Below are 19,056 nucleotides of genomic sequence, written 5' to 3'. Positions count from 1 at the left end.
CGATTACCAATCCGACCTAGGGCGTGTCTGCGGCTTTGGTGGACGAGCCAGCCGAGGCGTTGGGGGTGTATGATGAGCCCGCTAGCGAGCGAGGGCCCCGGGGTCCAGGAGTCGTCATCACAAGGAGTTCGTCTTGGCATCCGCGCAACTGTCACTGAGTCATGGTCAGGCCTTCGTGGCACCGGACCGTCGCCGGCATCGCAGCTCGATGGCGGTGCGTCGGCCGGAGGGCACCCTGCTCGCGGCCAAGGGGGCCTGCGCCCTGATCAGTGACTCCACCTCCCGCAATCCGCTGGCCAAGCAAGCCGGCGACCTGAGCGTCCAGGGGTTCCTCGCCGACTACTTCTCGACCCCGGATCACTGGGACGTCAAGACCTCGGCCACCCGGGTGCTGAGGGCGCTGAATGGCTGGTGCTTCGGGCAGAGTCGCCAGGTGAGCGATGGCGGCTACGTCAGCTCGCTGTCCGCCATGATCTTCCGTGCCCGGGAGGCCCACCTCTTCCACATGGGGGACACCCTGGTGTTCCGGCTGCGAGGGGCCGAGTTCGAACAGCTCTCCCGGGATCACGTCACCGACCTCGGCGGGTATCGCTACCCCTCGCGGGCGCTCGGCATGGACGCCAGCCTCGACATCGACTATGCCCGAATGCCGCTCAAGCAGGGCGACATCTTCCTGTTCACGACCCAGGTGGTTCAGGGCACCCTGATGCCCTCGGACTATGTGCGGCTGATCCGCCAGGACGCCAGCGACCTGGACGCGGCCTGCGACCGTCTGGCACAGACCGCCCGGGAGCGGGCTCAGGAGCGTGGCTACGGGGGAGACCAGTTCTGCTTCCAGCTGGTGCGGATCGATGCCCTGCCCGAGGAGGAGAGCGATCATCCGGGGAAAGTCTATGGCGACCTGCCCATCCCGCCCGAGCTTGCCGTCGGCGAGCGCCTCGATGGCCTGGAAGTGCGCGAGGTACTGTCGCGTACCGCCCAGTCCCGGGTCTACCGGGTGCGGGACGTGCACTCCGAACGGGAGATGGTGATGAAGGCGCCGAGTCCCGAGCTGTCCAGTCGCAACGCCTACCTGGAGCACTTCCTGCTCCAGCAGTGGGTGGTGGAACGGGTTCATTCCCCTTTCGTGGTGCGGGTCATGGAGCCGTCCCGGCCGAGGCGCTTCCTCTATTACCTGATGGCCTACGTCTCCGGAGAGACGCTCACCGACTGGGTCATGCGCCACCCCCAGGCGACCCTCGAGCAGCGGCTGGATATCGCCCGGCAACTGGGCAAGGCCGTCCAGGCCCTGCACCACCGTGATCTGCTGCATCAGCGGGTCCATCCGGACAACGTGCTGATCGACCGCCATGGCCAGGTGGTGCTCGCCGACCTCAGCGCCTGCCACCTGCGCGACGTCGACGGCCACCGTCGCTCCCGGAGCCTGCTCCGTCAGGTGGGCCTCACCGAGCACAGCGCCCCGGAGTATGCCCTGGACGATGAGGTCGGCCGGCGCAGTGACCAGTACTCCCTGGCGTCCACCGTCTACTGGTTGCTGACCGGGGAGCTGCCCTACGACGTGCCCGTCAAGGAACTGCTGCGTCACACCGACCTGGAGCGCATGCATTACCGGAGCGCGCGGCAGCGCAACCCCGAGGTGTCGCCCGCCCTGGACGAGGTCCTGCGCCGAGCCCTGTCGCCCCAGCGAGAGCTTCGCTATCGGCGTCTGTCGGAGTTCCTGCATGCGCTGCGTCTGCCCGAGACGCCGCCGGGCACGCCTCCGGGCCGGCGTCGGTGGCGCGAGCCGGCGGGGTTCTGGCAGGGGGTGGCGGCGGTGCTGACGCTGCTGCTGGTCCTGAGCTGGTTGTTGCGGTAGCGCCGAGCTACAAGCGCCGAGCTACAAGCGCCGAGCTACAAGCAAAACCCCCGAAGGTGGAAGCCTTCGAGGGTTTTGCTTTTGCCCGGTCCTGCATCAAGCTGCTGACTTGCAGCTTGCAGCTTGCAGCTTGCAGCTTGCAGCTTGCAGCTTGCAGCTTGCAGCTTGGCCGCTTAGATCTTGAATTCCGGCAGCTTGCGCTCCACCCGGTGCTTGGCCAGGTGCGCCACCCGCGGCAGGCCATTGGCGAAGGGCGGGAAGTCCTCGCCCTGGATCAGCGGCGAGAGGTAGCGGCGGCAGGCCTCGGTGATGCCGAAGCCGTCCTCGCGAATGAACTCGCGGGGCATGAACTTCTCGCGGTTGGCGACCTCGGCGAGCGGCGCCGCCTCCACGGTCCAGGCGTAGGGCTCGTCGGCGGTGCGCTTGATCGCGGGCATCTTGGCGTTCTGGCCGGCGAGTGCCAGCTCCACGGCCTTCTCGCCCACCGCATAGGCCTGCTCCACGTCGGTCTTCGAGGCCAGGTGGCGGGCGGAGCGCTGCAGGTAGTCGGCCACCGCCCAGTGGTACTTGTAGCCCAGGTCCTGCTTGATCATGCCGGCCAGGGTCGGCGCCACGCCGCCCAGCTGGCGATGGCCGAAGGCGTCGGTGTTGCCGGAGTCGGCCAGGAAGGTGCCGTCCTCGTAGCGGGCGCCCTCGGACACCACGATGACGCAGTAGCCGTATTCCTTCACGCAGGCCTCGACCCGGGCCATGACCGCGGCGCGGTCGAAGGCGACCTCGGGGAAGATCACCAGGTGGGGCGGCTCGCCTTCGCCCTGGCCGGCCAGGCCGCCGGCGGCGCCGATCCAGCCGGCATGGCGCCCCATCACCTCGAGCACGAAGACCTTGGTGGAGGTGGCGCACATGGAGGCGATATCCAGCGAGGTCTCCAGGGTGGAGGTGGCGATGTACTTGGCCACGCTGCCGAAGCCCGGGGAGTTGTCGGTGATCGGCAGGTCGTTGTCCACGGTCTTGGGCACGTGGATGGCGGTGAGCGGATAGCCCAGCTTCTCGGAGAGCTGGGAGACCTTCAGGCAGGTATCGGCGCTGTCGCCCCCGCCGTTGTAGAAGAAGTAGCGGATGTCGTGGGCGCGGAAGACCTCGATCAGTCGCTCGTACTGGGTGCGATGGGTCTCGATGTCCTTGAGCTTGTAGCGGCAGGAGCCGAAGGCCCCGGCGGGCGTATGGCGCAGCGCCGCGATGGCCTCGTCGCTCTCGCGGCTGACGTCGATCAGGTCCTCGGTCAGGGCGCCGATGATACCGTTGTTGCCGGCATAGACCTTGCCGATCCGGTCGGCGTGACGGCGGCAGGCCTCGATGACGCCGCAGGCGCTGGCGTTGATCACGGCGGTGACGCCGCCGGACTGGGCGTAGAAGGCGTTGTGCTGGGCCATGGGGCTATCCTGTTGCTGGTCGCGTCGAGGGGGCGTCCGTGGATAAGGGACGCGCCAAGGGTCGGTCGGGGAAGGCGAGATTCTAGCGTATCCCCCCTCCGGCTGCATCCCGCGTCGGCCGACCGGCAGGGCGATCGTCGATGAATCCGGCCCCGCTGCGATAGCCTTGGGCCGGCTGGAGCACCCGGGGGCGCCGTGCTAGGCTGCCGCTTTCGCCGGCGCACCCGGCTGAGCAGACGTTCGGCAGCGGAGATCCCATGCACCTTCATATCCTCGGCATCTGCGGTACCTTCATGGGCAGCCTGGCCCTGCTCGCCCGGGAACTGGGGCATCAGGTCAGTGGCTCGGATGCGGGCGTGTATCCGCCCATGAGCACCCAGCTCGAGGAGGCCGGGATCCGGCTCAGCGAGGGCTTTCGCGCCGAGAACCTGGAGCCGCGGCCGGACCTGGTGGTCGTGGGCAATGCCCTGTCCCGGGGCAATCCCGAGGTGGAGGCGTTGCTCGACACGGGCCTGCCCTACGTCTCCGGCCCCCAGTGGCTGGCCGAGCATGTGCTGCCCGGCCGGCGGGTGATCGCCGTGGCCGGCACCCACGGCAAGACCACCACGGCCAGCCTCGCCGCCTGGCTGCTGGAATCGGCGGGGCTGGCGCCGGGTTTTCTGATCGGCGGGGTGCCCCGCAACTTCGGCGTCTCGGCCCGTCTCGGCGCACCGGACGCGCCCTTCGTGGTGGAGGCCGACGAATACGACACCGCCTTCTTCGACAAGCGCTCCAAGTTCGTCCACTACCGTCCCGAGATCGCCGTGCTGGGCAACCTGGAGTACGACCATGCCGACATCTTCCCGGACCTGGCGGCCATCGAGCGCCAGTTTCACCACCTGGTGCGCACCGTGCCCGGCAAGGGTCGGCTGCTGGTGGCCGACGACGAGCCGGCCCTGGAGCGGGTCCTGGAGCAGGGCTGCTGGACCCCGGTGGAGCGTTTCGGCGCGGCGGCCGACAGCCCCTGGCGCGTCGAGCTCGAGCGCGACGACGCCAGCCGCTTCCGGGTCATCCGGCGCTCGCCGGAAGGCGAGGAGGATGCCGTGGTCGACTGGGGGTTGACCGGTGCCTACAACGCCCGCAACGCCCTGGCGGCCCTGGCCGCGGCCCATGCCTGCGGCGTCGACCTGGACCGTGGCTGTGCCGCCCTGTCGCGCTTCGAGACGCCACGCCGACGCCAGGAGGTGCGCGGGGAAGTGGCCGGCATCCAGGTCATCGACGACTTCGCCCACCATCCCACGGCCATCGCGGCCACCCTGGCCGGGCTGCGCGCCGCCACCCCGAAGGGACGGCTGCTGGCGGTGATCGAGCCGCGCTCCAACACCATGCGGCTCGGTACCCTGCGCGAGCGGCTGGCGGACAGCGTGACCCAGGCCGATGCCGCCTACTGGTATCAGCCGCCGGGCCTGGACTGGTCGCTGGCTCCGCTCGTCGAGGGCGTCGACCGGCCGGGGGGCGTCTTCGACGACCTCGAGGCCCTGGTGTCGACCCTGGTCGCCGAGGCTCGTCCCCGGGACCGCATCGTGGTGATGTCCAACGGGGGCTTCGGCGGGATCCACGAGCGCCTGCTGGTCGCCCTGGAGGTGGCTCATGGCTGAGGTCTTCGGTCCCCCGGTCACCGTGGCCCTCACCGGGGCCTCGGGCGCCCAGTACGGCCTGCGCCTGATCGAGGCGCTGGTCGCGGCGAACCGCGAGGTCTGGGTGATGATCTCCAAGGCCGCGCACCTGGTGATCGCCACCGAAACCGAGGCCGAGCTGCCGGCCAGGCCCGAGCGGCTGGCCGAGACGCTCATCGAGCGCTGCGGAGCCGGGCCGGGGCAGATCCGCTGTTTCGGCCGCGAGGACTGGATGGCGCCGGTGGCGTCGGGGTCGGGGGCGAGCTCGGCGATGGTGATCTGCCCCTGCTCCACCGGCACCCTCTCCGCGGTGGCCTGCGGAGCCAGCAACAACCTCATCGAGCGGGCCGCGGACGTGGCCCTCAAGGAGCGCCGCCGGCTGATCCTGGTGCCCCGCGAGACGCCGCTGTCGGCCATCCACCTGGAGCACATGCTGACGCTGACCCGGCAGGGAGTCGTGGTGCTGCCGGCCGCTCCGGGGTTCTATCATCGGCCGGCCACGGTGGCCGACATGGTCGACTTCATCGTGGCGCGGATCCTCAATCAACTGGGCATCGAGCATCGCCTGATGCCGCGTTGGGGGGCGGCGCCAAGCGCCGAGTAGCGGGTGGCAAGGGACGAGGGGTAAGGAGTAAGGAGGTTGCCGCTGGCCAGGTGCCAGGTGAAGGTCCTTGTCCCTTGCAGCTTGATCCTTGCGTCTTACATGGAGGTTGCTCGAATGGTCAGCCTGAGCCTGCTGTCGGTGTTCGTGCCGACCTTCCTGCTGGTGTCGCTGACCCCGGGGATGTGCATGACCCTGGCCATGGTGCTGGGCATGACCCAGGGGGTGCGGCGCACCCTGTGGATGATGGGGGGCGAGCTGCTCGGGGTGGGGCTGGTGGCGGTGGCCGCCGGTGCCGGGGTGGCGGCGCTGATGCTGCGCCAGCCCGGGTTGTTCGCCGCGTTCAAGTGGCTCGGTGGGGCCTACCTGGGCTACCTGGGGGTCATGATGTGGCGCTCGCGAGGGCGCATGGCGATCCCCGATGCCCTGGAGGGCCCCGCCCGGGCCGGGCGTCGCGAGCTGGCCATGCAGGGACTGGTCACGGCGGTGGCCAACCCCAAGGGCTGGGCCTTCTTCATGGCCCTGTTGCCGCCCTTCCTCGACGCGACCCGGCCGCTGGCGCCCCAGCTGGCGGGGCTGGTCGCCGTCATCCTGCTCATCGAGTTCGCCAGCCTGCTCGGTTATGCCACCGGCGGCCAGACCCTGCGCCACCTGCTGGGCCAGGCCGACAAGGTGCGCCTGCTCAATCGCCTGGCCGGGACCCTGATGGTGGGGGTGGGGCTGTGGCTGGCGTTGGGCTGACCCCGGGCTTCGTCCGGGAGCTATAAGCCATAAGCTGTAAGTCCCTGGCTTTGCCGGGAGCTGGAAGATCGTCCGCTTCGCGGCCGTAAGCTGCAAGCTCGAAGACAAACCCCTTGACTCGGCCTCTGCAGGTCGCATGTTGCCTTCCAGCTTCCAGCTTGCGGCCCCGGCCGAAGCCGGCTAGGCCGGTCCCAGCCAGACCACCCGAGCCGCGGCGAGCGCCAGCGACGCGGGCAGCAGGACCAGCCAGGGGCAGGGACGCAGCGTCTCCCGGGATTGCCGTTGCCAGATGAGCATCACCAGGGCGCAGACCACCAGGCCCAGCAGGGCGCCGCCCACCAGGTCGCTGAGCCAGTGGACCCCGACCACCAGCCGTGACAGGGCCATGGGCAGGATCACCGCGATGGCGGTCCAGTAGGCCCAGAAGCGGCGACGCAGCGGGAGCTCGCGGGCCACGAAGGCCGCGGCGAGGCCGACGAGCACCACGGCGGTGGAGGTGTGGGCGCTGGGATAGGACAGCGAATCGGCCAGGTGGGCGGGCGTCTCCGGCCGCACGCGACCGATGGCCGCCTTGCCGAGGATGTTGAGCAGGGCGACGCCGAGCAGTCCGCCGGCGAGATGGCCGAAGGCATCCAGTCGGCTGCGCGCCAGCAGCCAGACCCCCCAGGGCAGCACCAGGGCGATGACCCCGTAGAGATCGCCGACCTCCCCCAGGACCCGCCCCAGTCCCGTCAGGCCCGGAATCGCCAGGGCATCCATCACGCCGTCCAGGCGCCGGTCCATGGGCAGGGGGCCATCGACATGCAGCACCGCCAGGGTCCAGGCCGACAGGGCGGTCAGCGAGGCCAGCAGCAGCAGCCAGGTGCCCAGCGGCGGTTCCCTGTCGTGGGGCCTGGCCAAGAATCCCCATACCCAGCGCCCTCGGGGATGTCGGCGCAACAGCCGGGCCAGGCCCCGGTAGACCAGGCCATCGTGGTGGGTCTGATGACTCAGCCAGGAGAAGATGAGCGCCAGGACCACGACCAGGGCGCCGAGTCCCAGCAGCCAGGGGCGCAGGGCGTCCGGGAATCCCGGCAGGCGTTGCCAGGCCCGCCCCAGCAGGTAGCCCGGCAGCACATAGGCCGGCGCCCAGAGTGCCGCCGACAGCAGGTTGGCCCAGGTGAAGGCGCGCGGGGGCATGTGCATCATGCCGGCGATCAGCGGAACGACGGGGCGGACCGGGCCGACGAAGCGGCCGAGGAGGACCGACAGGGGACCATGGCGCTGGAAGAAGCGGGCGCCCTGGGCGAGCCATTCCGGGTAGCGGGAGAGTGGCCAGAGGGTGGTGACCCGTTCCCGCTGGCTGTAGCCGAGCCAGAAGCTCAGGCCATCACCGGCCACGGCGCCCAGGAACGCCGCGCCCATCACCGCCCCCACGGCCAGCTGCTGGTGGCCGGCCATGGAGGCCGCGGCGGTGATCAGCACCACTCCCGGGATCAGCAGGCCGATCAGCGCCAGGGATTCCACCAGGGCGATGGCGGCGATGAGCAGCAGCAGCAGTGGCGGCGAAGGGGTCAGCTGGTGCAGGAGGTCGACAGGGTTCAAGGGACGCTCCGTGGTCGGTGTCGGTCCGTCTGGGGAGGCCGGGGGATCGCCTGGCGTCGTCTCCGGCCGCGGTGCCCGCTAGCCCATGGCCTGGGCCTGGGTCATCGCCTCCAGGCGCTGCAGGAAGGCGGGCCAGGCCTCCCCCGGGCGAGGGGTCTCCAGTCGCATCCGGACGTCGAGGGGGCCGGTCTCCACCAGCACGGCCTGGTCCAGGGCCTGGCGGAGTCGCTGGCGGACCAGCAGGGCGCCGCTCTCGGTGGTGTCCGGCAGCACCAGCCAGAAGTCCGCCTCGCTCTCCCGGCCCAGGGTGTCGAGTTCCCGGCAGTGGCTCACCACGCCGCGACAGAAGGCATCGAGCATCGCCTGTCGCGCCGGGGCGCCGAATTGTTCCCGGGCCATGTCGAGCTGAGGCAGGTGGAGCAGCAGCACGGCCAGCGGGCGCTGCAGGAGCCGGGATCGTTCGAATTCGCCGGCCAGCCTCTCCCTCAGGCTGTCCCGGGTCATGGCCCGGCATTCCTGCTCCCAGGGATCCGTGGCGTGCAGCAGGGCCCGCTGGCGCAAGCGCTCCCAGAGCGCCAGCGAGGCCACGGTCACCAGCGCCAGGTAGCCCAGGGCCAGGTCCAGGTCGAGCTCGCCGTTGGCGAGCAGCGCGAGCCAGACGGGCGTGAGCGCCAGGTTGAGCAGCAGGGCGGGGCCGAGGGGCAGCAGGACCAGGGTCAGGATGGGGGGCAGTCCGATCCACAGCGAGGGGCGGCTCGATTGTCCCGGCAGTTCCACGGCGATGAGCAGGAAGCCGCAGATCAGCACCAGGTAGGCCGAGGCCCTGGAGGGGGCCTCGCCCGCGGTGGCCAGCAGGGCGGCGACCACCAGCACCAGGGCCAGCATGGCCGGCAGCAGGATGCGCCCATAGTGACCCATCAGGTAGAACCACAGCGCCTGCCCGATCAGCAGCAGGGTGCCGATGGCGAGCACCAGGCTGAACAGGCGGGGACGGGGGGGCTGGGACTCAACCATGAGGGGCGGTCTCCTTGATCTCGAGAGGGCCGGTCTGACGCGCCAGGGCCCGACGCTCGCGGGACAGGGAGCCAAGCCGGGGCAGGGCGACGACCCGGGCCCGTGAGCGACGGTCGAGGCTCGCCAGCAGCGCCTGGCGGCGGGCGTTCGCCTGGTCGGCATCGGTGCTGATCAGCAGCACCCCCAGGGTGCGGCGATCGAGCCGGTAACAGGGCTCGAACCGATGGGTCAGGTCGCATAGCCGTTCCGCCAGCCGCCAGAGCCGCCAGCGGCTGGTCCGCAGCAGCAGCAGTTCCACGTGGACGCCCTCCTGTCGGGCGCGGTGCCGCTCTTGCTGGACGTCATGATGGAGCTGATGCCCGGGCCACAGCGCCATCGCCGGCACCAGGCGCGCTCGATGACGGATGCGGCGACGCAGGGCTTGCAGCGCCAGGGAGCGCGACAGCCCCAGCAGCATCAGGCCCGCCAGCAGCAATCCCGCCAGTCCCCACTGTTCCAGGCCGAGCAGGTCGCGCAGGCTCCACCAGCTGGTCGCGGCCAACAGGGTATGGAAACCCAGGATCCAGCGTGGCTGGGGCAGCATCAACAGGATGGCCCAGGCCCACAGCCAGGTGAGGTGCCGCTCCGGGGAGACCCACAGCAGGGCGGCCAGCAGCAGGCCCGGCAACAGTTGCCAGGGGATGGTGGCCGGATGGCGGTGACTGAGCTCGACCTGGGTGGCCGTGACCCCGAGCCAGGCCGTGGCCAGGCCCAGCAGCAGGGCGTCCGGCAGGTTCTCGGAGGCGAGGGCCAGGCCGGCGGCCAGGCCGGCGGCGACCACCAGGTTGATCCGCATCAGGCCGACTTTGTACTTGCTCTGCATGGTGACTTAGTATGGGCTCCTTCCCGATTCGACTCGAGCCTGGGTCGCGGCCGCTGACGCTGCGGACCCCCTTCAGGAGACACTCTACGGCATGACAGCTCACGCCTCCCACTCCGAACACGAAATCGCCGACGTCGACGCCTACATGGTGCGCCTGGGCGAGCAGGCCCGGGCCGCCGCCGGCCGCATGCGGCGTGTCGATACCGCGGCCAAGAACGCCGCCCTGCTGGCCATGGCGGCGCACCTCGACCAGGCGCGCGGCGAGGTGCTGGCGGCCAATGCCAAGGACCTGGAGCGTGGCCGCGCGGGCGGTCTCGACGCCGCGCTGCTCGATCGCCTGGCGCTGGACGACGCTCGCCTGGACGCCATGATCGAAGGCCTGCACCAGGTCGCGGCCCTGCCCGACCCCGTGGGCGAGATCGATGGCCTGCGCTCACGGCCGAGCGGCATTCAGGTCGGCCAGATGCGTGTGCCGCTGGGCGTGATCGGCATCATCTACGAATCGCGGCCCAACGTCACCATGGAAGCGGCCAGCCTGTGCCTCAAGTCCGGCAATGCGGCCGTCCTGCGGGGCGGCTCCGAGGCGCGCGAGTCGAATGCGGCCATCGCCGCCTGCATCCGGGCCGGCCTCGAGCGAGCCGGCCTGCCCGAGGGCGCCGTCCAGGTCGTGGCGACCACCGATCGTGCTGCCGTGGGGCGACTGATCGACATGCCGGAGTACGTGGACGTGATCATCCCGCGCGGTGGCAAGTCGCTGATCGAGCGGATCAGCCGCGACGCCAGCGTGCCGGTGATCAAGCACCTCGACGGCGTCTGTCATGTCTACCTGGATGCCACCGCCGACCCGGACAAGGCCCTGGCCATCGCCGTCAACGCCAAGACCCAACGCTACGGCACCTGCAACACCATGGAAACGCTGCTGGTGGACGCGCCCGTCGCCGAGTCCCTGTTGCCCCGGCTGGCCGAGGCCTACGCGGCGCATGGCGTCGAGCTGCGCGGCTGCGAGCGTACCCGGACGATCCTGCCCGACATCGCCGTCGCCACGGAGGCGGACTGGGCGGCGGAGTACCTGGCGCCGGTGCTGGCGCTCCGCGTGGTCGACGGCATCGACGCCGCCATGGCGCATATCGAGCGGTACAGCTCGCGGCACACCGACGCCATCGTCACCGAGCACTACGGCCTGGCGCGACGCTTCCTGGCCGAGGTCGACTCCAGCTCGGTGATGGTCAACGCCTCCACCCGCTTCGCCGACGGCTTCGAGTACGGGCTGGGCGCCGAGATCGGCATCTCCACCGACCGCCTGCATGTCCGAGGGCCGGTGGGGCTGGAGGGGCTGACCACCCGCAAGTACGTGGTGCTCGGCGACGGGCAGATCCGCCGGTGAGCGAGACCTCGAGCGCGCCCCGTGTCGCCATGCTGGGCGGCACCTTCGATCCCGTCCACCTGGGGCATCTGCGCAGTGCCGTGGAGCTTCACGAGGCCCTGGGGCTCGACCGGGTCCACATGATTCCGGCCGCCAAGCCGCCGCTGCGTGGCGAGCCCCGGGTCACTCCCGAGGAGCGCCTGACCCTGCTGCGCCTGGGCATCGGCGATACCCCGGGACTGGTCGCCGACCCCCGAGAGCTGCGTCGCGACGGCCCCTCCTACAGCGCCGACACCCTGGCCGAGCTGCGCCGGGAATACGGCCCCGAGGCCAGGCTGGTGATGGCGCTCGGCCATGATGCCTTCCTGCGCCTGGCCGAGTGGCATGCTCCTTCGCGGCTGTTCGAGCTGGCCCATCTGGTGGTGATCGATCGGCCGGATCACGAGGCGCCGCTGCCCGACGCCCTGGCCGCCCTGGTGGCGGGGCGGGAGGTCGATGCCGTGGCGGCCTTGATGGCCGCGCCCTCCGGGGGGCTGCTGCGCCTGCGCCTGCCGTCGCGCATGGCGATCTCGGCCACCGAGTTGCGCCGCCGCCTGGCCGAGGGCCGGAGCGTGCGCTATCTGCTGCCCGAGGCGGTGGAGGCCCGGATCCTCGATCACGGCCTCTATCGTCAATAGGTGTCGCCGGACACTGCCAGCCCGCTCTCGAGTCGGTACAATAGGACTATGACCACTTCCCGCTGAGAGGGGCTGATACGAAGGGTATGCACATCGACGCACTCAAGACTCTGGTGCTGGACGCACTGGAGGAGCTCAAGGCCCGGGACATCGCCGTCCTGGACGTGTCCCGGCTGACCAGCGTGACCGACCTGATGGTGGTGGCCAGCGGCACCTCCAATCGCCATCTGGCGGCGCTGTCCGACAAGGTGATCCAGGCGGCCAAGGAGCAGGGCGTGCCGCCGCTGGGGGTCGAGGGAGAGGCCGGCGCCGACTGGGTGCTGGTGGACCTGGGCGATCTGGTTGTCCATATCATGCTGCCCGAGACCCGGGAGCTCTACGACCTGGAGCGGCTGTGGGCGGACCTGCCCACCGACGGCGTCGCCCTGGAGGAAGAGGCGCACGGCGCCTCATGAGGGTCCGGCTGCTGGCCGTCGGCACCCGGATGCCGGACTGGGTGACCCGGGGCGTGGAGGAGTATCGCAAGCGCCTGCCCCGGGACTTCCCCCTGGAGGTCGAGGAGATCGCGCCCGGGGCGCGAGGCAAGAACGCCGACACCCGACGGGCGGTGAGCCAGGAGGCCGAGCGCATCCGGGCCCGCCTCAGGGGCGACGAGCACCTGGTGGCCCTGGAAGTGGGCGGCAAGGCCTGGAGCACCGAGCAGCTGGCCCGCCAGGCCGAAGACTGGCGACTGGAAGGGCGCGACGTGGCCCTGCCGGTCGGCGGCCCCGATGGCCTGGACCCGAGCCTGTCGGCGAGCGCCGACCAGCACTGGTCGCTGTCGCCGCTGACCCTGCCGCACCCCCTGGTGCGCATCCTGCTTGCCGAACAGCTCTACCGGGCCTGGACCCTGATGGTCGGCCACCCCTACCATCGCTGAGCGCTCGAGGTCATCGCCTAGCATGCGTCCGCCCCGCGACACCCTGAAGAACCCCGAACAGGAGCTTCGCGTCTTCCGCCTGCGCGCCTTGCTGGCGATCGTCGTGGTCCTGGCTCTGACCGGGCTGCTGGCGGGCCGCCTGGCCTACCTGCAGATCGTCCAGCACGAGGTCTACAGCACCCGGTCCGAGAAGAACCGGGTCCGCGTGGAGCCGCTGCCCCCGACCCGGGGGCTGATCTATGACCGCAACGGGGTGTTGCTGGCCGAGAACCGGCCGACCTACAACCTGACCCTGGTGCGCGAACGGGTCGATGACCTGGACGAGACGCTGGCCTTGCTCGTGGAGCTCCTCGAGTTGCCCGAGGACAAGCAGCAGGCCTTCCGCGAGCGTTCCCGGCAGCGTCAGCGCCCCTTCCAGCCGGCGCTGCTGATGAGCGACCTCGACGAGGAGCAGATCGCCCGGCTGGCGGTGAATCGCCACCGGCTGCCGGGGGTCGAGGTGCAGGCCCAGTTGCTGCGCTACTACCCCGACGCCGAGGTGATGTCCCATGTGCTCGGCTATGTCGGCCGGATCAACGCCGAGGAGCTCGAGGACCTGGACGCCGGCGACTATGCCGGGACGCACTTCATCGGCAAGACCGGGGTGGAGCGGTTCTACGAGGACGTCCTGCACGGCCAGGCCGGCCTGCGCAAGGTGGAGACCAATGCCCGGGGGCGGGTGCTGCGCGAGCTGGGGCGCACCGACCCGATCCCCGGCGAGACCCTGACCCTGACCCTGGATCACGAGCTGCAGCGCCTGGCCGTGGAGCTGCTCGACGGGCGACGCGGCGCGATCGTGGCGGTCGCTCCCCAGACCGGCGAGATCCTGGCGATGGCCTCGGTGCCCGGCTTCGACACCAATCAGTTCGTCACCGGGATCGACGTGGCATCCTACCGGGCGCTGCAGGATGACATCGACCTGCCGCTGTTCAACCGCGCCATCCGCGGCAGCTATCCCGCGGGCTCGACGATCAAGCCGTTCATGGCGATCACCGGCCTCAAGGAGGGCGAGATCACCCCCGACGAGGTGATCTACGATCCCGGCTACTATCAACTGCCCAACGATTCGCGCCGCTACCGCAACTGGCTGCGCTGGGGGCACGGCCGCGTGGACCTGGAGCGGGCGCTGGCGGTGTCCAACAACACCTACTTCTACTCGCTGGCCCATGACCTGGGCATCGACCGGATCCATGACAGCCTGTCACGCTTCGGCTTCGGTCAGCGGGTGGCCGCCGATGTCGCCGGCGAGAGTTCGGCCCTGCTGCCGTCCCGGGACTGGAAGCGGGCGCGTTTCAACCAGCCCTGGTATCCCGGCGAGACGCTCTCGGTGGGCATCGGGCAGGGCTACCTGCAGATCACCCCGCTGCAGCTCGCCACCGCCACGGCCGTGCTGGCCAATCGAGGCGACTGGGTGCAGCCGCGGCTGGCGCTGGAGATCGGGGACGCCCCGGTGCCCACCGAGCTGCCCGACACGCCGCCGGATATCGAGCTGGACAATCCCGTGTGGTGGGAGCGCGTCTATTCGGGCATGGAGAAGGTGCTCTCCGGTCGCGAGGGGACCGCCCGGCGGTCGGGCGCGGGACTCGAGTACCGCATGGCCGGCAAGTCCGGCACCGCCCAGGTGTTCTCCCTCGGGCAGGACGAGAAATACGACGCCGAGGAGCTCCAGGAGCGGCTGCGCGACCACGCCCTCTTCATGGCCTTCGCGCCGGTGGACAATCCCCAGATCGCCGTCTCGGTGATCGTCGAGAACGCCGGGGGCGGCAGCAGCCAGACGGCCGGCCTGGCGCGGGCCATGACCGACTTCTGGCTGCTGGAGCGCCAGGACGGCGAGGCGCTCGCGGCCCGGCAAGACGCGTCCGAGGAGGAGGGCGGCTAGGATGCCGATGATCGATCTCGTGCCCGGCCGGCGGGCCTACCCGGTCAAGCCGCCCCAGAGCGGCATCTCTCGCAAGCGCAGCCTGTGGGAGCGCATCCATCTGGATCCCTGGCTGCTGGCCATGCTGCTGGTCCTGATGCTCTCCGGCCTGGTGGTGCTCTACAGCGCCAGCGGCCAGCGCCTCGAGGTGGTGATCGCGCAGGGGGTGCGCTTCGGGGTCGCCCTGACCGGCATGCTGATCATCGCCCAGTTCTCCCCCGCGACCCTGCTGCGCTGGGCGTTGCCGGCCTACCTGGTCGGCCTGGCCATGCTGGTGGCGGTGGAGGTGATGGGCGACATGGGCATGGGCGCCCAGCGCTGGCTGGTGATCCCGGGGGTGGTGCGCTTCCAGCCGTCGGAGATGATGAAGCTGGCCGTGCCGATGATGGTGTCGGCCTGGCTGTGCCGGCGGGAATTGCCGCCTCGCTGGCGTGATCTCGGGGTCTGCGCGGTGCTGATCGGGGCGCCGGTGCTGCTCATCGCCCGCCAGCCCGACCTCGGCACCTCGCTGCTGGTGGCCATGGCCGCGGTCTTCGTGATCCTGCTGGCCGGGCTTTCCTGGCGGATCATCCTGCTGCTCGGGGCGTTGGCGGCCTCGGCCTTGCCGCTGCTGTGGATGAACATGCACGACTACCAGCGCCAGCGCGTGCTGACCTTCCTCGACCCGGAGAGCGATCCCCTGGGGGCGGGCTGGAACATCATCCAGTCGACCACCGCCATCGGCAGCGGCGGGCTGTGGGGCAAGGGCTGGCTGCAGGGGACCCAGTCCCAGCTGGAGTTCCTGCCCGAGCGCCACACCGACTTCATCGTCGCCGTGCTCGGCGAGGAATTCGGCCTGGTGGGGATGCTGGCGTTCCTGGCGCTCTACCTGCTGATCGTCTGCCGCGGCCTGTGGCTGGCCGGTGCCGCTCAGGAGACCTTCGGGCGGCTGCTCGCCGGCAGCATCATCCTGACCTTCTTCATCTACGTGTTCGTCAACGTGGGGATGGTCAGCGGCATCCTGCCGGTGGTCGGGGTGCCGTTGCCCCTGGTCAGCTATGGCGGCACCTCCAGCGTGACCTTGCTGGCCGGTTTCGGTATTCTCATGGCCATCCATTCGCACCGCCGCCTGCTCCCCCGTTAGCGAGCAGGCAAGATGGCTCAGGGAGAGAACGGGATGACGGTGACGACTCAGGGACGCCGGACACGAGCCCTGGTACTGGGCGGGCTGCTGGCCCTGGCCTCGGCCGCCTGCCCGGCGGCGGATTTCGATCCGAGACACGGCGACGTCAAGGCCCTGGTCGATGACGTCGCCGGCCGTGGGGTCGACCGCGACTGGCTGGAACAGGCCCTGACTCGGGCCGAGTTCCGGCAGGAGGTGCTCGATGCCATGTCCGGGGCCGCCGAGCATCGCCTGGTCTGGCACGAGTACCGCGACATCTTCCTGGGGGAGGAACGCATCGCCCAGGGGGCGGCCTTCATCGAGACCCATGGGGATGCCTTCGCCCGGGCCGAGGCGGAGTACGGCGTGCCCGCCGAGATCATCGCCGCCATCCTGGGGGTCGAGACCCGCTATGGCGAGGTGACCGGCGATCATCGGGTGCTCGATTCGCTGTCGACCCTGGCCTTCCATCACCCCCGCCGCGGCGAGTTCTTTCGCGGCGAACTGGCCGCCTTCCTGGAGATCGCCTTCGCGCAGGGGATGGCGCCGGAGAACCTGGAGGGGTCCTATGCCGGCGCCATGGGCTACCCGCAGTTCATCCCCACCAGCTATCGCGCCTATGCCGTGGACTTCGACGGCGATGGTCGCCGTAACCTCTGGACCGATCCGGTGGACGCCATCGGCAGCATCGCCCACTACCTCGCCGAGCATCGCTGGGCTCCCGGCGCGCCGATCTATCACGAGGCCAAGGGGCCGGCCACGCCGCCCGGCGGTATCGCCTTCAACGAGGCGCGTCCCCCGCGCCTGACGGTATCCGACCTGCACGATGCCGGGATCGTGCCACGCGCCGAGCTGCCGGCGGATACCCGGGTGATGCCGCTGGCCCTCGAGCTCGCCGACGGGGCCATCCGCTATCGGCTCGGCCGCGACAACTTCTACGCCATTACCCGCTACAACCACAGCTATCTGTACGCGATGGCCGTCACCGAGCTCGCCGAGGCCATCGCCACGGCGCGCGGCCAGGGCCCCGACTGGCTCACCTCGATCGACACCGCCCCGGAGGAGCGCCCATGAGACCCTGGTGGATCTGGCTACTGGCGATGCTCTGGCTGGCCGGCTGCGCCGGCGGCGGGGGCGTTCCCCCTGCCACGACCGATGGCGACGACGCGGCCGGCGGCGGGGAAGGGGAGCGCTATGCGCTGAGCAGCGATGCCTATCCCGAAGAACCCCCGGACGTCAGCCGGGTGCCCGACGCCGTGCCGCGCGTGGAACCCCCCTCCCGGGCGGGGAATCGCCCGACCTACCAGGTGTGGGGCAAGACCTACCATGTGCTCGACGATGCCAGCGGTTACGATCGCCGCGGCATCGCCTCCTGGTACGGCAGGAAGTTCCACGGCTATGCGACCTCCAACGGCGAGATCTACGACATGTACAAGATGAGCGCCGCCCATCGCAACCTGCCCCTGCCGACCTACGCCCGAGTCACCCATCTCGACAACGGCCGTTCGGTGATCGTGCGAGTCAACGATCGCGGGCCCTTCCACAGCGAGCGGGAGATCGATCTCTCCTACGCCGCCGCGGCGCGACTGGGGCTCCTGGAGAGCGGCACCGGCCGGGTGCGGGTCGAGGCCATCGACCCCGAGGCCTGGCTGGCCGAGCGGCGACGGCCGGAAGCGGTCGCGTCCTCGTCCGCCGCCGAGGTCGCCTCCTCCGGCGCCGAACCCGCCTCGCCGCCTCCGGTCGATCCCGGTGCCGTCTATCTGCAGGTGGCGGCACTGGGATCCGCCGAGCGCGCCGGCGTTCTGCGGGCCCGGCTGCAGGCGTCGCTGACCCGCCCGGTCCGGGTGACCGGCGAGGCCGGCCTGTACCGCGTCCAGGTGGGCCCGCTGGCGAGCCGTGATCAGGTCGATCCGGTGCGCGGCGAACTGCGCCGTGCCGGCTTCGACGAGGCCTTCGTCGTCGAGGGTGCCGAGTGAGACGGTGCCCTGGCGAGTTTGCTGAATCCCCGATGTACCCCGAGAGACTAGCCTCCATGAAAGTGCTGCGTTCGCTTCGATTCCGCCGGCTGCTGCCGGTCCTGATGCTCTGCCTGTCGCTGGTCGCGACCCCTGTCCTGGCCCAGACACCTCAACCCCAGGGGCCCCAGGCCCAGAGCATGATTCCGGCCCCCCCACGGCTGGCCGCCAGCTCCTGGATCCTGATGGATGCCCACAGCGGGCGAGTCCTGGCACAGCACAATCCCGACGAGCGACTGCCGCCGGCCAGCCTGACCAAGCTGATGACCGCCTACCTGGTCGAGCGCGAGCTCAACAGCGGCAATATCGCGCCGGACGACCTGGTGCCGGTCAGCGAGAAGGCCTGGCGCACCGGGGGGTCGAAGATGTTCATCGAGGTCGGCGAGCAGGTGCCGGTCAGCGAGCTGCTGCGTGGCATCGTCATCGTCTCGGGCAATGACGCCAGCGTCGCCATGGCCGAGTACCTGGCCGGCGGTACCGGGCCCTTCGCCGACATCATGAACCAGCATGCCGCTCGCCTGGGCATGGCCAACACGCACTTCGTCAACCCCACCGGATTGCCCGACGAGAATCACTATTCCACGGCCCGGGACCTGGCGCTGCTGTCTCGGCACATCATTGAGGACTATCCCGAGCACTATCGGATCTACGAGCAGAAGCACTTCACCTACGCCGGCATCGAGCAGCCCAACCGCAACCGCCTGCTGTGGCGCGACGCCAGCGTGGATGGCCTCAAGACCGGCTGGACCGAGGACGCCGGCTATTGCCTGGTCGCTTCCGCCGAGCGCGACGACATGCGCCTGATCTCGGTGGTCATGGGCACCGGCTCCGAGGAGGCCCGGGCCCAGGAAACCCAGAAGCTGCTGAGCTACGGCTTTCGCTACTACGAGACCCTCAAGCTCTACGACCAGGGGGCCGTGCTGAACCGTCCGCGCGTCTGGGGCGGCGACAAGAACGAGCTCCGGGTCGGCGTGGATCGCGAGGTGTTCATGACCGTGCCGCGGGACCGTCAGCAGGAGCTCACCGCCAAGCTCGACATCCGCGCCGATCTCACCGCCCCCATCGCCGCCGGCGAGCAGGTCGGGCGAATGCAGGTCCGCCTGGGGGACGAAGTGGTCGGCGAGCGCCCGCTGCTGGCGCTGGAGGCCATCGAGGAGGGCGGCTTCTTCAAGCGGCTGTTCGACAAGATCCAGCGCTTCTTCACCAACCTGCTGGGCGGCCTGTTCGAGTGACGTCCCG

At 70.1% G+C, this 19,056-nt stretch carries 17 protein-coding genes; 13 read left to right on the top strand and 4 right to left on the bottom strand.

What is annotated here, in order from left to right; translation table 11 throughout:
* The first annotated feature begins 133 nt into the window (after positions 1–133).
* Complete coding sequence (locus BEI_RS10990; RefSeq protein WP_097789572.1) at positions 134–1,855, top strand: bifunctional protein-serine/threonine kinase/phosphatase; 1,722 nt, start codon at positions 134–136, stop codon at positions 1,853–1,855.
* 173 nt (positions 1,856–2,028) lie between these two features.
* Here the strand turns inward: BEI_RS10990 and BEI_RS10985 are convergent, their stop codons facing one another.
* A complete protein-coding gene (locus BEI_RS10985) occupies positions 2,029–3,288 on the bottom strand; it encodes a 6-phosphofructokinase (RefSeq protein WP_097789571.1) in 1,260 nt (419 codons plus the stop codon).
* A 257-nt stretch (positions 3,289–3,545) separates the two neighbouring features.
* On the opposite strand from BEI_RS10985, the gene mpl reads away from it, so the two are divergent.
* The 3 genes from mpl to BEI_RS10970 all read left to right on the top strand — a co-directional run bounded on the left by mpl (position 3,546) and on the right by BEI_RS10970 (position 6,285).
* Positions 3,546–4,925 (top strand): UDP-N-acetylmuramate:L-alanyl-gamma-D-glutamyl-meso-diaminopimelate ligase, encoded by a 1,380-nt coding sequence (gene mpl / locus BEI_RS10980; protein ID WP_097789570.1) that lies wholly within the window; start codon positions 3,546–3,548, stop codon positions 4,923–4,925.
* Positions 4,918–5,547, top strand: a complete 630-nt coding sequence (locus tag BEI_RS10975) for a flavin prenyltransferase UbiX (protein WP_097789569.1) — start codon at positions 4,918–4,920, stop codon at positions 5,545–5,547. Before mpl ends, BEI_RS10975 begins: the two co-directional genes overlap by 8 nt.
* Before the next feature lie 114 nt (positions 5,548–5,661).
* Complete coding sequence (locus BEI_RS10970) at positions 5,662–6,285, top strand: LysE family translocator (protein WP_097789568.1); 624 nt, start codon at positions 5,662–5,664, stop codon at positions 6,283–6,285.
* Between the two features lie 180 nt (positions 6,286–6,465).
* On the opposite strand, the gene BEI_RS10965 is transcribed toward BEI_RS10970, so the two are convergent.
* The 3 genes from BEI_RS10965 to BEI_RS10955 form a co-directional block, all read right to left on the bottom strand.
* Positions 6,466–7,869, bottom strand: coding sequence for a bifunctional DedA family/phosphatase PAP2 family protein (locus BEI_RS10965; protein ID WP_097789567.1), 1,404 nt, complete (start codon positions 7,867–7,869; stop codon positions 6,466–6,468).
* A gap of 78 nt (positions 7,870–7,947) precedes the next feature.
* Complete coding sequence (locus BEI_RS10960) at positions 7,948–8,883, bottom strand: GGDEF domain-containing protein (RefSeq protein WP_097789566.1); 936 nt, start codon at positions 8,881–8,883, stop codon at positions 7,948–7,950.
* Complete coding sequence (locus BEI_RS10955; RefSeq protein WP_097789565.1) at positions 8,876–9,745, bottom strand: hypothetical protein; 870 nt, start codon at positions 9,743–9,745, stop codon at positions 8,876–8,878. The genes BEI_RS10960 and BEI_RS10955 overlap by 8 nt, the downstream gene beginning before the upstream one ends.
* 91 nt (positions 9,746–9,836) lie before the next feature.
* On the opposite strand from BEI_RS10955, the gene BEI_RS10950 reads away from it, so the two are divergent.
* From BEI_RS10950 to BEI_RS10910, 9 genes are all read left to right on the top strand, one after another.
* Entirely contained in the window at positions 9,837–11,129 is a 1,293-nt protein-coding gene (locus BEI_RS10950; protein ID WP_097789564.1) for a glutamate-5-semialdehyde dehydrogenase, read from the top strand.
* A 29-nt stretch (positions 11,130–11,158) separates the two neighbouring features.
* A complete protein-coding gene (gene nadD / locus BEI_RS10945; RefSeq protein ID WP_097789563.1) occupies positions 11,159–11,785 on the top strand; it encodes a nicotinate-nucleotide adenylyltransferase in 627 nt (208 codons plus the stop codon).
* Between the two features lie 86 nt (positions 11,786–11,871).
* Positions 11,872–12,240: a ribosome silencing factor gene (gene rsfS, locus BEI_RS10940; RefSeq protein ID WP_097789562.1), complete on the top strand. Its 369-nt coding sequence runs from the start codon at positions 11,872–11,874 to the stop codon at positions 12,238–12,240.
* Positions 12,237–12,704, top strand: a complete 468-nt coding sequence (gene rlmH / locus BEI_RS10935) for a 23S rRNA (pseudouridine(1915)-N(3))-methyltransferase RlmH (protein WP_097789561.1) — start codon at positions 12,237–12,239, stop codon at positions 12,702–12,704. The genes rsfS and rlmH overlap by 4 nt, the downstream gene beginning before the upstream one ends.
* Before the next feature lie 22 nt (positions 12,705–12,726).
* Positions 12,727–14,622, top strand: coding sequence for a penicillin-binding protein 2 (mrdA, locus tag BEI_RS10930; RefSeq protein WP_097789560.1), 1,896 nt, complete (start codon positions 12,727–12,729; stop codon positions 14,620–14,622).
* Position 14,623: 1 nt separating this feature from the next.
* On the top strand, positions 14,624–15,784 hold the full coding sequence (gene rodA, locus BEI_RS10925; protein ID WP_097789559.1) for a rod shape-determining protein RodA: 1,161 nt from the start codon (positions 14,624–14,626) through the stop codon (positions 15,782–15,784).
* A gap of 33 nt (positions 15,785–15,817) precedes the next feature.
* A complete protein-coding gene (gene mltB / locus BEI_RS10920; RefSeq protein ID WP_097789558.1) occupies positions 15,818–16,876 on the top strand; it encodes a lytic murein transglycosylase B in 1,059 nt (352 codons plus the stop codon).
* On the top strand, positions 16,873–17,778 hold the full coding sequence (locus tag BEI_RS10915; RefSeq protein WP_097789557.1) for a septal ring lytic transglycosylase RlpA family protein: 906 nt from the start codon (positions 16,873–16,875) through the stop codon (positions 17,776–17,778). The genes mltB and BEI_RS10915 overlap by 4 nt, the downstream gene beginning before the upstream one ends.
* 56 nt (positions 17,779–17,834) lie before the next feature.
* Positions 17,835–19,049 (top strand): D-alanyl-D-alanine carboxypeptidase family protein, encoded by a 1,215-nt coding sequence (locus BEI_RS10910; RefSeq protein ID WP_227644448.1) that lies wholly within the window; start codon positions 17,835–17,837, stop codon positions 19,047–19,049.
* The last annotated feature ends 7 nt before the right edge of the window (positions 19,050–19,056 follow it).

Source organism: Halomonas beimenensis, from assembly GCF_002549795.1.
Classification (GTDB): Bacteria; Pseudomonadota; Gammaproteobacteria; order Pseudomonadales; family Halomonadaceae; genus Halomonas; species Halomonas beimenensis.
The sequence above is the reverse complement of the archived record's forward strand: the minus strand, read 5'-3'. Positions and strand labels throughout refer to the sequence as shown.